General features: G+C 75.9%; 12 protein-coding genes and 1 pseudogene. 4 read left to right on the top strand and 9 right to left on the bottom strand.

Annotated features, from left to right (window positions below; genetic code table 11):
• Window positions 1-84: 84 nt before the first annotated feature.
• Window positions 85-2,400 carry a sodium-translocating pyrophosphatase gene (locus tag FB00_RS03190; protein WP_047231408.1) on the bottom strand — a complete coding sequence of 772 codons (2,316 nt, stop codon included), beginning with the start codon at window positions 2,398-2,400 and terminating at the stop codon, window positions 85-87.
• Window positions 2,401-2,632: 232 nt separating this feature from the next.
• Between FB00_RS03190 and FB00_RS03185 the strand changes: the two genes are divergently transcribed.
• Complete coding sequence (locus FB00_RS03185) at window positions 2,633-3,166, top strand: sigma-70 family RNA polymerase sigma factor (RefSeq protein WP_047231616.1); 534 nt, start codon at window positions 2,633-2,635, stop codon at window positions 3,164-3,166.
• Window positions 3,163-4,590, top strand: a complete 1,428-nt coding sequence (locus FB00_RS03180; RefSeq protein WP_047231407.1) for a hypothetical protein — start codon at window positions 3,163-3,165, stop codon at window positions 4,588-4,590. Before FB00_RS03185 ends, FB00_RS03180 begins: the two co-directional genes overlap by 4 nt.
• A gap of 76 nt (window positions 4,591-4,666) precedes the next feature.
• Here the strand turns inward: FB00_RS03180 and FB00_RS20885 are convergent, their stop codons facing one another.
• Entirely contained in the window at window positions 4,667-5,437 is a 771-nt protein-coding gene (locus FB00_RS20885) for an alpha/beta fold hydrolase (protein ID WP_052877401.1), read from the bottom strand.
• Window positions 5,438-5,524: 87 nt separating this feature from the next.
• Between FB00_RS20885 and FB00_RS03170 the strand changes: the two genes are divergently transcribed.
• Complete coding sequence (locus tag FB00_RS03170) at window positions 5,525-6,916, top strand: M18 family aminopeptidase (RefSeq protein ID WP_231581682.1); 1,392 nt, start codon at window positions 5,525-5,527, stop codon at window positions 6,914-6,916.
• A gap of 70 nt (window positions 6,917-6,986) precedes the next feature.
• On the opposite strand, the gene FB00_RS03165 is transcribed toward FB00_RS03170, so the two are convergent.
• A complete protein-coding gene (locus tag FB00_RS03165; RefSeq protein WP_047231405.1) occupies window positions 6,987-7,646 on the bottom strand; it encodes a hypothetical protein in 660 nt (219 codons plus the stop codon).
• Window positions 7,647-7,748: 102 nt separating this feature from the next.
• On the opposite strand from FB00_RS03165, the gene FB00_RS03160 reads away from it, so the two are divergent.
• Window positions 7,749-10,259, top strand: a complete 2,511-nt coding sequence (locus FB00_RS03160; RefSeq protein WP_156186281.1) for a DEAD/DEAH box helicase — start codon at window positions 7,749-7,751, stop codon at window positions 10,257-10,259.
• Window positions 10,260-10,477: 218 nt separating this feature from the next.
• Here FB00_RS03160 and FB00_RS03155 read toward each other — a convergent pair whose 3' ends face one another.
• The 6 genes and pseudogenes from FB00_RS03155 to FB00_RS03130 form a co-directional block, all read right to left on the bottom strand.
• The gene (locus tag FB00_RS03155) at window positions 10,478-10,945 is read right to left on the bottom strand and encodes an Rv3654c family TadE-like protein (RefSeq protein ID WP_082140927.1); all 468 of its coding nucleotides are present in this window, start codon (window positions 10,943-10,945) and stop codon (window positions 10,478-10,480) included.
• Entirely contained in the window at window positions 10,942-11,394 is a 453-nt protein-coding gene (locus FB00_RS03150; protein ID WP_331386733.1) for a TadE family type IV pilus minor pilin, read from the bottom strand. The genes FB00_RS03155 and FB00_RS03150 overlap by 4 nt, the downstream gene beginning before the upstream one ends.
• Window positions 11,395-11,397: 3 nt before the next feature.
• A complete protein-coding gene (locus FB00_RS03145) occupies window positions 11,398-11,604 on the bottom strand; it encodes a DUF4244 domain-containing protein (RefSeq protein ID WP_047231404.1) in 207 nt (68 codons plus the stop codon).
• 251 nt (window positions 11,605-11,855) lie between these two features.
• Window positions 11,856-12,661, bottom strand: a pseudogene (locus FB00_RS23185) (aminoglycoside 3'-phosphotransferase).
• Between the two features lie 229 nt (window positions 12,662-12,890).
• Entirely contained in the window at window positions 12,891-13,514 is a 624-nt protein-coding gene (locus tag FB00_RS03135; protein ID WP_231581679.1) for a type II secretion system F family protein, read from the bottom strand.
• Window positions 13,511-14,161: a hypothetical protein gene (locus tag FB00_RS03130; RefSeq protein WP_047231403.1), complete on the bottom strand. Its 651-nt coding sequence runs from the start codon at window positions 14,159-14,161 to the stop codon at window positions 13,511-13,513. Before FB00_RS03130 ends, FB00_RS03135 begins: the two co-directional genes overlap by 4 nt.
• Window position 14,162 lies beyond the last annotated feature (1 nt).

The raw sequence follows: 14,162 nt of genomic DNA, 5'->3' as shown, positions 1-14,162 counted from the left end.
GAGCACGCCCGTCCGCTGGACCAGGACGAGGACGCCCGGGCCGCGCACGGCCCGGGCGTCCTCGTCCGTGCTGGTCCGCGACGGTCAGGCGCCGGTCGCGACGCGCTCCGGCTCCACCGTGGACTGCTCGCGGTCGACGCGCGCCGCGCGGAGCCGCGACATGATCACCGCGCCGAACGCGATCGCCGCCGCGACGACCGCGATACCGATGCGCAGCGCGTGGTTCGCGTCGTCCGGCACGCTCATGAGCACCACCGCGGGGGCGATGAGCACGGACACGAGGTTCATGACCTTGATGAGCGGGTTGATCGCCGGACCGGCCGTGTCCTTGAACGGGTCGCCGACCGTGTCGCCGATGACGGTCGCCGCGTGCGCCTCGGAGCCCTTGCCCCCGTACGCGCCGTCCTCGACGATCTTCTTCGCGTTGTCCCACGCGCCGCCCGAGTTGGCGAGGAACACCGCCATGAGCACCCCCGCACCGATCGCCCCGGCGAGGAAGCCGGCGAGCGGCCCGACGCCCAGGCCGAACCCGACCGCGATGGGCGCGAACGCGGCGAGCAGACCCGGCGTCGCGAGCTCGCGCAGCGAGTCGCGTGTGCAGATGTCCACGACCTTGCCGTACTCGGGGCGCTCCTTGAACGTCATGATCCCGGGGTGCTCGCGGAACTGACGTCGCACCTCGAAGACGATCGCCCCGGCGGCCCGCGTCACGGCGTCGATCGCGAGGCCGGAGAACAGGAAGACCGTCGCGGCACCGAGGATCAGGCCCACGAGCGTGATGGGCGAGATGATCTGGTAGTCGAGCATGGCGGTGACGAGGCCGCTGCCGACCGCCTCGACGTCCGCGAGCGCGTGGCTCACGGCGTCGGCGTACGACCCGAAGAGGGCCGTCGCCGCGAGGACGGCCGTCGTGATCGCGATGCCCTTGGTGATGGCCTTCGTCGTGTTGCCCACCGCGTCGAGGTCCGTGAGGATCTGCGCCGCCTCCGCGTCGCCGTCGCCGGACTCGCCGACCGACATCTCGTAGATGCCCTGGGCGTTGTCCGAGACCGGGCCGAACGTGTCCATCGCGACGATGACGCCGACCGTGGTGAGCAGCCCGCACCCGGCGAGCGCGACGAGGAACAGCGCGAGCCACACCGAGCCGCCCGCGAGGAGGAACAGGCCGCAGATCGCGGCCGCGATCACCCCCGCCGTGTACACCGCGGACTCGAACCCGACGCCGATGCCCGACAGGACGACGGTCGCCGCGCCCGTGCGCGAGGTGGCCGCCACGTGCAGCGTCGGCTTCGACGTCGTGCCGGTGAAGTAGCCCGTGATCCACAGGATGATGCCCGCGAGGACGATGCCGATGACGACCGCGAGGCTCGCGACGACGCGCGGGTCGGCCGCGAGGCCCGACAGGTCGCCGAGGTCCGCGGTGCCGTCGAGCGCCGAGAACGACGACGGCAGGTAGACGAACGCCGCGACCGCGGCGAGCACCGCGCCGATGAGCGCGGAGAGGTAGAAGCCGCGGTAGATGGCCCTGAGCCCGTTCTCCTGGCCGCGCACGCGCGTGATGAAGACCCCGAGCACGGCGACGAGCGCGCCGATCGCGGTGACCACGAGCGGGAAGACGAGGCCCTCCTCGCCCATGGCCGCCTTGCCGAGGATGAGCGCCGCGACGAGCGTCACGGCGTACGACTCGAAGAGGTCGGCGGCCATGCCGGCGCAGTCGCCCACGTTGTCGCCCACGTTGTCCGCGATCGTCGCGGCGTTGCGCGGGTCGTCCTCGGGGATGCCCTGCTCGACCTTGCCGACGAGGTCCGCGCCGACGTCGGCCGCCTTGGTGAAGATGCCGCCGCCGACGCGCATGAACATGGCGAGCAGCGCGGCACCGAAGCCGAAGCCCTCGAGCACGGCCGGGGCGTCGCCCTTGTAGATCAGCACGACACCCGCGGCGCCGAGCAGACCGAGGCCGACGACCGACATGCCGACGACGCCGCCCGTCCGGAACGCGATGCGCGCGCCCTCGGTGCGTCCGCCGGGCCGGGTCGCGGCCGACGCGACGCGCACGTTGGCCCGCACCGCGAGCCACATGCCGAGGTAGCCGATCGCCGCCGAGAACCCCGCGCCGACGAGGAACGCCACCGAGCGCCCGACGCGGATGCCGCCGTCACCGGGCAGCAGGAACAGCAGGCCGAACACGATCACCGCGAACAGGGCGAGCGTCCGGAACTGGCGGCTCAGGTAGGCCCCGGCGCCCTCCTGCACGGCCTGGGCGATGTCCTGCATCTTCGCCGTGCCGTCGTCGGCGGCGAGGACCTGTCTGCGCAGGACGAACGCGAAGACCAGCGCGACGAGCGCGATCACCGCGATGACGGTGACGATGGTGAGACTTTCCGAACCGAGCGTGAGCATCCGTCCTCCTTGACGAACCGCGCGACCGTCGCGCCGGTCCCCTGCCGGAGCGATGGGGGTGAGTCTACGCACGTGTGGCGTGCGTCACGACCACTCGTGCACGGCCTCACAAGCGAGCCCCTGCTCGTGCTGCGCCACGTCGTGAGGGAATGTGCGCGCGACCCCCAACCGAATGCTCGACACGGTCGTTGAGAAGGGCGACGGTGTTCACGACAAGCAGGAGGCATGCGCGATGGCGCGTTGGGAAACGGTGCTGGACGAGATCGTCCGCACGCGGCGACGGGCGCTCGTGGGGTACGCCTACCTCCTCACGGGGGACGCCGCCGAGGCGGAGGACCTCGTCCAGGAAGCCCTCTTCCGGACGTTTCGCCGCGGCCGCGCCGCGACGGACTTCCAGCTCGCCGAGAGCTACGTGCGCCGTTCGATCCTCACGGCCTTCGTGGACGGCACACGCCGCCGCAAGCGATGGGACGGGGTGCTGCACCTGCTCGGTCCTCGACCCGAGACGCACACGACGCACCTCCCCGAGGTACGCCTCGACATCGTGGAGGCGCTCGGCGCGCTCTCGCCCCGAGAGCGCGCCTGCGTGGTCCTCCGGTACTTCAGCGACCTACCCGTCCGGAGCGTCGCCACGCAGCTGGGGATCAGCGAAGGGACGGCCAAGAGGTATCTCAGCGACGCGAACGCCAAGCTCGCCGCCCGCCTGGGCCCGGTCCGAGCGACCGACGACGACCTGACCGTGCAGAACCAGCGAGGTGCGCGATGAACCGGCCCATCCCCGACGAGCCCTTCGACCTCGAGGGAGCTCTGCACTCCGCCGCCGACGCGGTGCACCCGACGACCGCCGACGCGATCGCCCGCGAGCGCCTGCACGGGGCCGTGCGGCGGGCCCGGCGGCGCCGCGGGGCGCTGGTCGGTACCGCCGCCGCTCTGGCGCTCGTCCTCGGTGGCGTGGGCGTCACGGCAGCCTGGGACCGCAGTCCCGAGCCCCTCATGCCGGCGCCCGCGCCGAGCCCCGACCCCACGCCGACGGACCCTGGCCCCACGCACCCGGCCGACTTCCCCGCGCCAGTGACCGAGGATGACCTCCGATGCGGCAGCCCGGCCCCGGCCGCCACCGGCGCCGACCTGCTCGCGACCGCGACCGTCGAGACCTCCGCCCTGTCGGTGCCCTCGCCCGGGCTCGCCGACGTCGTCGCGCAGCTCCGGGTCGAGGACGGCGCCGACGTGGTCGCGCTCGACCCCACGGTGCGCGCCGGCTATGTGCTGGTCCAGGACGGCACGATCGTCTCGACCACCGCCAGGTGGCCCGACCCGGCGCACGACGAGGCACCGACCGAGCTCGCCGCCGGGTCCGTCGTCCCCCTCGCTCTCTCCGTCGACTCGTTCGCCGTCTGCGACCTCTACGGCGCGGGCGAGTCGCCCTCGCTGGAGCCGGGCGAGTACGAGCTCGCCGTCATCGTGCCGTGGACCGTCCTGCCCCACGCGGCGGAGACCCACGACGACGGGGAGTCACCGTCGGGCGCGGGCCGCGCGACACCGCTCTTCGACGGCTGGCTGGTCTCCACCACCGTGCCGGTCGTCGTCGACCCGCCGGACCCGCCCGGGCAGGCGGAGGGGGCCGAGGCGCCGGACCCCCTCGTGCACGCAGCCACGGGCCCGTCCACGACGTTCCCGTCCGGGCCCACGTCCGCAGACCTCGAGTGCGGCATGCCCGCGCCCACGCCGTCGACGTCGGTCCTCGCGTACCTGGCTCGACCGGGGGCGATCCAGGTGGGGTCGGGCACGACCACGACGCGTGCCTCGATGCTCTACGGCGACTCGCTCGCCCAGGTCCGGGCCGCCTACCCGACCACGGCGAACGCCTACGTCGTGGTGCGCGACGGCTTGATCGTCAGCTCCACGAGGTCGAGCTCCCGGACGTCGGCGGACCTGCGGACCACGGTGCTCGCCGCCGAGGAGCCGGTGCCGTTCGAGTACTCCGCCGAGATCCGCTGTGACGACGGCGCCGCCACGGGAGGGACCCTGCCTCCCGGTACGTACACCTACCACGGGCTCCTGCCCTGGACGATCACGTCGTACAGCCTGTTGCAGAAGGATGGCTCCTGGGGTGCCACCCAGACCGGCGACGACGCTCCTCTCTTCGAGGGCTGGCTGGTCTCCGAGCCGGCGTCGTTCGTCGTCCGCTGAGCGACCGCGGGCCCGGTCGCCTTCGTCACCGGACCGCGGTGCGCGCATCGTGGAGGCGCTCCCGGCGGACCCGCCATCACGCCACGGCGCTCGCGGTCCCCCCACCGGCTGAGCCCAGCGCGAGGTGCGCGACGACGTCGGGCCGGGTGAGCGGGAAGAGGTGGCCCTCGCCCGCGAGGCCGACGCGCGGGACGGCGAGCCGGTCGGAGAGCTCGCGCTGCTGGCGCAGGAAGCGCGCGCTCGCCCGGAGCCCGGTGATGAGCAGGGGGTCGACGGACGTGGGGAGCGCGCGGCCGCCGTCGAGCAGAGCACGGACGCGCGGCGCCTGCTCCCAGCTCGCGAACCACTGGTGGGCGAGCGTCGTCCACGCGTCGCGCGACCCGTAGCGGGCGCGGGAGACGTGGTGCGGGAGGCGGTCCGGCCGACGCGCGACCACCCGGACGCCCACGCGGCGCAGCTCCGGTCCCGTCACGGCGAGGCCGGCCGCGAGCACGCTCGCCGCCGCGGTGCCCGCCCGGGCCAGGGCCCGCCCCGTGTGCAACGCCGGGAGGTGCGCCTCCCACGGGCTCGTCGGGTCGAGGAGCACGAGACGGCGGACCTCGTCCGGGTGGAGCAGCGCCCACTCGAGCGCGGTGAGCCCGCCGACGGAGTGCCCGACGAGGTCGACGGGCTCCGACCCGTCGACGCCGAGCCCGGCGCGCACCGCGTCGACCGGTCCCGTCACGGGCACGCGCCACGCGTCGAGGACGCGGACGTCGTCGGTGCCGCCCGCGGCGCCGAGGGCGCGCGCGAGAGGGACGAAGTCCTCGGGGGTCAGGGCGAGGCCCGGCAGGACGACCCAGGTCATGCGGACTCCGTTCTTCTCGCGTCACGCTCCGGCACCCGGCCTCGACCACCCTACGGAGCGCTCCTGGGCGTGCGTAGGGTGGAGCCTGTGTCGACGCCCAGCACCCCCGTGACCGACCCCACCCCCCACGAGCGCGCGCACGCGCAGGACCTCGCGACGTTCGTCGAGGCGTCCCCGTCGTCCTACCACGCGGCCCACGAGGTCGCGCGCCGCCTGGAGGCTGCGGGCTTCGAGCGGCTCGACGAGACGGCGGCGTGGCCGTCGGCGGGCGGCAGCGGGGGCGACGGGCCCGCGGGCGGGCGGTACGTCGTCGTGCGCGACGGCGCGGTGATCGCCTGGGCGGTCCCGGCCGGCGCGACCGCGACGACGCCGTTCGCGATCCTCGGTGCCCACACCGACTCCCCCGGCTTCAAGCTCAAGCCGCGCCCGAGCGTGGGCCGCGAGGGCTGGTGGCAGGCAGGCGTGGAGGTCTACGGCGGGCCGCTGCTCAACTCGTGGCTCGACCGCGAGCTCGAGCTCGCCGGACGCCTGGTCACGGTCGACGGCGAGGAGCACCTGGTGCGCACCGGGCCGCTCCTGCGCATCCCGCAGCTCGCGATCCACCTCGACCGCGCGGCGAACGACGGGCTCGCGCTCGACAAGCAGCAGCACACGCAGCCCGTGTGGGGGCTCGCGTCGGCGTCGGGGCCGGCCGGGTCCGACGCCGCGGGCGCGCCGCACGGGACGAGCGGCGGGGACGTGCTCGTGGAGCTCGCGCACCACGCGGGCGTGCGTGCGAGCGAGATCGCCGGGTACGACGTCGTCGTCGCGGACACGCAGCCGCCGCGCGTCTTCGGTGCGCACGGCGCGTTCCTCGCGTCCGGGCGGCTCGACAACCTGCTGTCGGTGCACGCCGGGCTCGTCGCGCTGCTCGAGGTCGCGGGCACGCCCGACCGGCCCGTCGAGGGCGACGCGATCCCCGTGCTCGCCGCGTTCGACCACGAGGAGATCGGGTCGGAGTCGCGCTCCGGGGCGTCGGGCCCGTTCCTCGCCGACGTGCTCGACCGGGTCGCGGCCGGCCTCGGCGCGACCGACGAGGAGCGGCATCGTCAGCTCGCGGCGTCGCTCTGCGTGTCGAGCGACGTCGGGCACTCGGTGCACCCCAACTACCCGGAGCGCCACGACCCCGCGAACCGGCCCCTCGCGGGCGGCGGGCCGATCCTCAAGATCAACGCCAACCAGCGGTACACGACCGACGCGCACGGCGCGGCGGCCTGGGCGCGGGCCTGCGCACGGGCCGGGGTGCCGAGCCAGGAGTTCGTGTCGAAGAACACCGTGCCGTGCGGCTCGACGATCGGCCCGCTCACCGCGACCCGCCTCGGCATCCGCACGGTCGACGTCGGCGTCCCCATCCTCTCGATGCACTCCGCGCGCGAGCTGACCGCCGTCGTCGACCCGTGGTACCTCTCCCGCGCGGTGGTCGAGGTCTTCCGCGGCTGACCCGCCCCGCAGGCCCCGCCGAGCATGCGGTGGGTTCCCGTCCCACGACCCTGACGGGACCCACCGCATGTCAGCGGGGTGCGGCGGCGTGCTCGGCGCGGGTGCGGATGCCGCGCAGCATCTTCTGCGTCATGAGGAAGCTCACGGGCTGCACCGCCTCGACGACGGCCCGGCCCGCGGCGCCCAGTGGCAGGTACCGCTCACGGACCAGCAGACGCGACCGGGGCGTGCCGTCCTCGCCCGGCGGGAGCGGGCGGACGACGAACGCCCAGGAGAACCGGAACGGCATCGTGTCCGGCTGCCCCGGACCGGGGGCGCCGAGCAGCACGAGGTGCGAGCCCGGCTCCAGGAGCGCGACGCGCAGGACGGCCTCGTCGGCGAGGTGGACGTCGTCGCCCACGGCCAAGCCCTGCCAGCGCTCCTCGATCGCGTCCGCGCTGCGGATGTCCAGGCCGATCAGGTTCTCCAGCGCGTCGTAGGAGTAGAACCCGCCACGACCCTGACCGAGCTGCACCAGCCACGGCCAGACCTCCGACGGCGGCGCGTCGACCGTGACCGCGCGCGTCGCGACGACGGCGCGCGCGTCGGGCACGAGGTCGTCGCCCGGGAGCACGCACTCGTGCTCGCCCTCCCACGTGCCCCACGTCTGGGTCATGCGCCGGGTGAGCAGGAGCGCCCCGACGGCGAGCGCCGTCGTCGCCACGAACCGGACCCCACGCACCGCTCCCATGACCCGATCCTCGGCCGCGCGCCGTGCCTGGCGCGAGGGCCGGAGGTCCCGAGCGCGGCCGCCGTCGGCCGAAGGGTGGGCCGGAGGTGGGAGACTCGGAGCGTGCCGCACGCCCCCGCCCCTACCTCCCTGCGATCGACGAGCGCGGCCCTGCTCGACGTGCTGCGCGCGGGCGGGCGGCGCGACGAGCGGCTGCTGCACGTGCGCGAGCTGCCCGCGCGGGCGGGCACGCAGGCGGAGTGGCCGGACTGGGCCGACGCGTCGCTCGTCGCGGGGTACCGCGCGCTCGGCGTGGACCGCCCGTGGGAGCACCAGGTCGTCGCGGCCGACGCCGCGTGGTCGGGCCGGCACGTCGCGCTCGCCACCTCGACGGGGTCCGGCAAGTCGCTCGCGTTCTGGCTCCCCGCCCTCTCCTCGGTACGGGCCGACGCCGCCGCACGTCTCCTCGACCCCGGCCGCATCGAGTCGGTCGCCCGACGTGGCGCCGTGCTCTACCTGTCGCCCACCAAGGCGCTCGCCGCCGACCAGCTCTCGGGGCTCCAGCGGCTGCTCGACGCCGCGGGGACGCGCGACGTGCGGGTCGCGACGTGCGACGGCGACACCGGGCAGGACGAGCGGCGCTGGGTCCGCGAGCACGCCGACGTCGTGCTGACCAACCCGGACTTCCTGCACTTCGCGCTCCTGCCGTACCACCGCGGCTGGTCGCGGCTGCTGCGCGACCTGCGGTACGTCGTCGTCGACGAGGGCCACGCCTACCGCGGGGTGTTCGGTGCGCACGTGTCCCTGGTCCTGAGACGCCTGCGTCGCCTGGCCGCGCACTACGCGCGCGAGGGCGACCGCCCGCCGACGTTCGTCGTCGCGTCGGCCACGACGGCCGACCCCGCGACGAGCGCCGCGCGCCTCGTGGGGGTCGAGCCCGACGACGTCGTGACGGTCGCGCAGGACACCTCGCCCGCGGGGCGCAAGACGTTCGCGCTGTGGGAGCCGCCCGTCGTCGTGGGCTTCGACCCGGCCACCGCCGCCGGTCCCGCCGAGGGGCACGACGACGACCCGACCGTCCCGACGACGGTCGACGCCGCGGCCGAGCACCCCCGCCGCAGCGCGACGGCCGAGGCCGCGGACCTGCTCGCGGACCTCGTCATCGCGGGCGCGCGCACGCTCGCGTTCACGCGCTCGCGCCGCGGGGCGGAGTCGGTCGCGGTCCAGACGCAGGACAGCGTGCGCGTCGTCGACCCGCGGCTCGTGCGGCGCGTCGCCGCCTACCGGGGCGGATACCTGCCCGAGGAGCGGCGCGAGCTCGAGGACGCCGTGCGCACCGGCGACGTCCTGGGCCTCGCGACGACCAACGCGCTCGAGCTGGGCGTCGACATCTCGGGTCTTGACGCGGTCCTCATCGCGGGCTGGCCGGGAACGCGCATGTCGGTGTGGCAGCAGGCGGGCCGCGCCGGGCGCGCGGGCGCGGACGGCCTCGTGGCGTTCGTCGCGCGGGAGGACCCGCTCGACACGTTCCTCGTGCACCACCCCGAGGCCGTGTTCGACGCCCCGCTCGAGGCGACCGTGTTCGACCCCGCGAACCCGTACGTGCTCGCGCCCCACCTGTGCGCGGCCGCGGCCGAGAACCCGCTGCGCTCCGACGACCTCGCGGCGTTCGGCGACCCCGACGCCGTGCGCGGTCTGCTCGACGTGCTCGTCGCCCGCGGCGCGCTGCGCCGTCGCGCGTCCGGCTGGTACTGGACGCACGCACAGCCCGCGTCGGGCATGACCGACCTGCGCGGCTCGGGCGGCGCGCCCGTGCGGGTCGCCGAGGCGCGCACCGGCCGGCTGCTCGGCACGGTCGACGCCGCGTCCGCGGACGGGTCCGTCCACGACGGCGCGGTGTACGTCCACCAGGGGCGCACCTACGTCGTCGAGCACCTCGACCTCGCCGACCATGTCGCGCTCGTGCGCCGCCAGGACGTCGACCACGGGACGTGGTCCCGCTCTACGACGTCCATCACGATCGTCGACGACCCCGCCGACGGCGACGTCGCGGCGGGGCGCGAGGTCGTCGAGCGCTCCTGGGGGCCCGTCGGCTGGGGTTACGGCCCGGTCGACGTGTGCTCGCAGGTCGTGAGCTTCCAGCGCCGCCGCCTCCTCGACATGCAGGTCCTCGGCACGGAGACGCTCGACCTCCCCGAGCGCACGCTCCCCACGATGGCCGTGTGGTGGACCGTCCCGCAGTCGGTGATCGAGGAGGCGGGTGTCGACGCCGACGAGCTGCCCGGCGCGCTGCACGCCGCCGAGCACGCGTCGATCGGCCTGCTCCCGCTCCTCGCGACGTGCGACCGCTGGGACCTCGGCGGCGTCTCCACCGCCCTGCACGCCGACACCGGCGAGGCGACCGTGTTCGTGCACGACGCCTACCCCGGCGGTGCCGGCTTCGCCGAGCGCGGGTACGAGCTCGGCGCGACGTGGCTCCGCGCGACGCGCGACGCCATCGCGCGCTGCCCCTGCCACGACGGCTGCCCGGCGTGCGTCCAGTCCCCCAAGTGCGGGTCGTACAACGCCCCGCTCGAGAAGGCCGCCGCCGTCCGCCTGCTCGACGCCGTCCTCGCCCACGCCCCCACGCCGTAGAACCGCGGGCCGCCGAGGGAGAACCGGGTCGTACCTCGCGGTGCGCTGGGTCGTCGGGTGGCTGGTGGTGCCGCGTCTCCCGTCCGCCGCTCGTTCCTCGCGGCCGCCGTGTCCTCGGTCGGGATCGCGTCCAGGCCCGACCACGAACGCGGCACCAGCACCACCCCGCCCGGCTCCGTCTCACCGTGGCCCGTGGTCACCGTGACCAGGGTGCTCGTTCAGCGCGCGGTCGCCGGGCCGGCGCGGGCGGCGGCGCTCGCCCGACCCAGCGCGACACCGAGGACGGTGACGCCGGTGGTCGAGGTGACGTCCACCCGCACGACTCCGCCGTCCTGCTCGGCGCACGCGGTGACCGAGACCGCGTTGCGCGCCGCGACCTCGCGGGCACGACCGCACGGGTCCCAGCCGTCCCGAGCGGCCGTGGCCGCCGCGAGCGCCGCGAGGTCGGCGCCGGTCTGCGCCGCCCCGCGTGCTGACTGGGCGTGTGCGAGCGCGCCCAGCCCGAGGGCGAGCACGAGCACGGCGGCAACGATGCCGAGCACGAGCACCGTGCCCGCACCTCGCTCCGCGTCGGGCGCCGCGTCGTGCCGCCCGACCCCGGCCTGGGCCGCGCGGCGACCGATGCGGCGCCCCGCCCGTGCACGCGCGGCCGAGCCTCGCCGGACCACGGCCGGGTACCGCGTCATGGCTCGACCCACGCGACGGCCTCGCCGCGCGCACGCAGCGGCGACCCGGAGAGCCACCCGCCGACGACGGGCGTCGTGACGCGGACCTCGACCCACGGGTCGCCGCGCACGACGCCGACGGTCGCGTCGTCCCCTGCCACCCGGAGCGCCGTCGCGCGGACGGTCGCGTCGTCCTCACCGATCGCGGCGGCACGGGCGGCGGCCCTCGCCGCGTCGGCGGAGCGCATCTGGGCGCCCGCCGCCGCGGCGAGGGTGAGGACGACGACGAGGACGAGGACGACCGCCGGGAGCGCGACGGCGAGCTCGGCCGTGACCGCACCCCTCTCCTGGTCGTCGCGCGACCGGATCCCGCGGGAGCGGACCTCGCGCGGGCGGACCTCCCGCGAGCAGAGCGTCCATGGCCGGGACCCGCGCCACGTACCGGTGCCCGTGCCTGCGTCCCGTCGCACGGCTCAGCCCAGCGACAGCGCGCTGCGCACGATGCCGAGCAGCAGCTCGCGCACCTCGCCGCTCTTGAGCACGACGATGAGCAGCCCGGCGAAGCCCGCCGCCGCGACGGTCGCGATGGCGTACTCCGCGGTCGCGAGACCGGCCTCACCGTCCTGTCCCTGGCTCGTCCCCTTCAGGCGCGCGAGCGCGCGCCGAACCCGTCCTGGCATGTCAGGTCTCCCCTCTCGTGGCCCGCGTCCGCGGGCGGTCCAGGACACCGTGGCGGGTCGACGACCGGGCACGCACCCTGCCCCGCGCCGCCGGTGGACGGGACCCTCGCGCGACTGACCTGTGGACGGCGTCGGTCCCCGCCCCTCGGGGCATCGTCGCGGAAAGGACCGCGCCCGCGTGCACGTGCCGAGGCCCGCGCTCGCCGGTGTTGCCGCTCGAGGCGACCACGACCCTGCCCGCGCGCGGACCGTCAGTCCCAGGTCAGCGGGTCCAGGAGGAGGTGGAACCGGAGCCGGTCCGCGTCGACCGGAGAGCCGTAGAGCCGCTGGAGCTGGTCCTGGAGGTGCTGGGCCTCGTCCGGCCACGTGTCCTGCGCGCTCGCGAGCAGCAGCGACAGGTCGGCGTGCCGGTCGGCCGCGCCGAGGCGACCGAGGTCCACGAACCCGGAGACCTCCAGCGTCTCGGGTCGAGCAGGATGTTGGGCAGGCAGAGGTCGCCGTGGCAGACCACCTGGTCGGCAGCCTCCTGCTCCTCGCGTACGGGCATCTCGGCGGCGAGCTCGGCGAGCAGGTCGCGACCCGTCCGGGCCTCCTGCTCGGGGCGCAGGAACTCCCGGCGCACGGCGCCACGCGCCACCACGTCCTGCGCCAGCGCGTACATCGTACGTAGCCCCCGGTCGAACGGGCAGTCGCCGGCGGGGACGTCGTGGAACGCCGCGACCGCCGCGACGATGTTCGTCCACGCCTGCCGGACCTGGTCCGGACGGACCTGGTCGGCCGGCGTCCCGGGCACCGCGCTGGTCGTCAGGACCGCCCCGTCAGGGGCCTTCACCCATCCCAGCAACCGAGGCCCGGGGATCCCCCGTGCGGCGGCCCACCGCACGCGGTCACGCTCCCCGGCCAGCGCGGCCACCTGGTCGTCGCTCACGACCTTGGCGTACCGAGCACCGTCCGTGCTCACGAAGACCCGCGCCGACGACTCGCCGCTACCGACCGCCTCCCAGAGCCCCTGGGCGAGGGCTCGCCGCACGGTCGGGCCGACGGCGGTCGCATCCATGGACCCACCGTAGCGAGCGGCCCGTCGGTAGGCAGGAACGGCACTCGCGCTCGACCCAGCACGAGCAAGAACTGGGCACGGGTGGCAGGCCCGGTGCCGACAGTCCGACATCCCGAGAGCCCGACAGCCCGACAGCCCCAGAGCCCGACAGCCCCAGAGCCCGAGAGCCCGAGAGCCCGAGAGCCCGAGAGCCCGAGAGCCCGAGAGCCCGAGAGCCCGAGAGGATCGACTACCCACCCAGCAGGCCCGAACCCAGAGAGACGAGGACGGGCACCAGCCCGACGAGCACGAAGGCCGGGAGGAAGCACGCGCCGAGCGGGAGGACGAGGTGCACGGCGAGGCGCGCCGCGGCGGCCTTGGCCGCGGCGGTCCGGTCCTGGCGCGACGCCTGCGCCGCGGCCCGCAGCGCGGGCGCAGGGGCCGCACCGTGCAGCCAGGCCGGACGCAGCGCGCGCTGGACGACCGCGAGCCGCGGTGGCGCCGTCGCCCAGGCGGCGTCCCAGGACGCGCCGAGGAGGAGGGCCGCGCCCGCGGCCCGCAGCCCGGCCCCCTCCCGACCACCGACGCACGAGCCGACCACGTCCAGCGCGCGCGGCACCGCGGCCCCGGAGCGGACCGCCGCCGCCAAGAGCTCGAGGAGCACGCCCGTCTCGAGGGTCCCGGTGTGGTCCGGGCGCCCCCGACCTCCGCTCCGGGCCTCCCGCTCGCCGTCACCCCGCGCCCCGTCGGGGCGGCCGGCGGCGCTCTGCGCGCGTCGCGACACCACGACGGCCCGCCGCGCGACGGCCGCCCGCGCCGCCCACCACGGCGCGGCCGCCGCCAGGACCCACGCCGTCACCAGGAGCGCGGTCACCGGTCCTCCCCCGCGCTGCGCGCCCGCTCGACGAGCCGAGCGGACCAGGTACGGCCCGCGAGCAGGAGCACGAGCCCGAGCAGGACCCCGGCCGTCCCGAGGCCGCCGTCGGTCGCGGTGCCGAGCGGGTCGGCACCGAGCACGTAGCCCAGCAGCACACCGACCGCCGGGAGCCACAGGAGCACGCGCGCGGTCGCCCGGGGCCCCGCGAGCGCCGCGTCCCGCTCCGCGCGGGCCTCGGCGTCCGCCGCGACCGAGGCCGCGACCTCGTCGAGCACAGAGGCGAGCGGCGCGCCCACCTCGACCGCCAGCCGGCACGCCGCCACGAGGGCCCGCGCGGTCGCCGGCCCGCCCACGTGCGGCGCGAGCTCGGCGACCCGGGGGACGCCCGCGGCGTCGACCCGCACCCCGACCGCCCGCTCCCACGCGACCCCGGGGGCGGCCCCGGACCGCAGGAGCGACCCCACCTGCGTCACGACGACGCGCACCAGCTCCGGCACCGCCCGCGCCGGCGACCGGCGTCGCAGGACCGACGGCCGCCCGGGCCGCGAGGACGAGGTGCCGACGACGCTGCGGGCCCGGCGCCCGCCTCGCGCTGCCACGCACCAGACCGCGGCCCCGACGAGCACACCCACGAGGACCGTCATC

Source organism: Cellulosimicrobium funkei (assembly GCF_001019615.1).
Classification (GTDB): domain Bacteria; phylum Actinomycetota; class Actinomycetes; order Actinomycetales; family Cellulomonadaceae; genus Cellulosimicrobium; species Cellulosimicrobium cellulans_E.
This window is presented reverse-complemented; position numbering and strand designations above follow the sequence as displayed.

Bases quoted from the DNA above. Each gene is read 5' to 3' on its own strand.
- FB00_RS03190 (WP_047231408.1), bottom strand. From the start codon at position 2,400: ATGCTCACGCTCGGTTCGGAAAGTCTCACCATCGTCACCGTCATCGCG.
- FB00_RS03185 (WP_047231616.1), top strand. From the start codon at position 2,633: ATGGCGCGTTGGGAAACGGTGCTGGACGAGATCGTCCGCACGCGGCGA.
- FB00_RS03180 (WP_047231407.1), top strand. From the start codon at position 3,163: ATGAACCGGCCCATCCCCGACGAGCCCTTCGACCTCGAGGGAGCTCTG.
- FB00_RS20885 (WP_052877401.1), bottom strand. From the start codon at position 5,437: ATGACCTGGGTCGTCCTGCCGGGCCTCGCCCTGACCCCCGAGGACTTC.
- FB00_RS03165 (WP_047231405.1), bottom strand. From the start codon at position 7,646: ATGGGAGCGGTGCGTGGGGTCCGGTTCGTGGCGACGACGGCGCTCGCC.
- FB00_RS03155 (WP_082140927.1), bottom strand. From the start codon at position 10,945: ATGACGCGGTACCCGGCCGTGGTCCGGCGAGGCTCGGCCGCGCGTGCA.
- FB00_RS03145 (WP_047231404.1), bottom strand. From the start codon at position 11,604: ATGCCAGGACGGGTTCGGCGCGCGCTCGCGCGCCTGAAGGGGACGAGC.
- FB00_RS03130 (WP_047231403.1), bottom strand. From the start codon at position 14,161: ATGACGGTCCTCGTGGGTGTGCTCGTCGGGGCCGCGGTCTGGTGCGTG.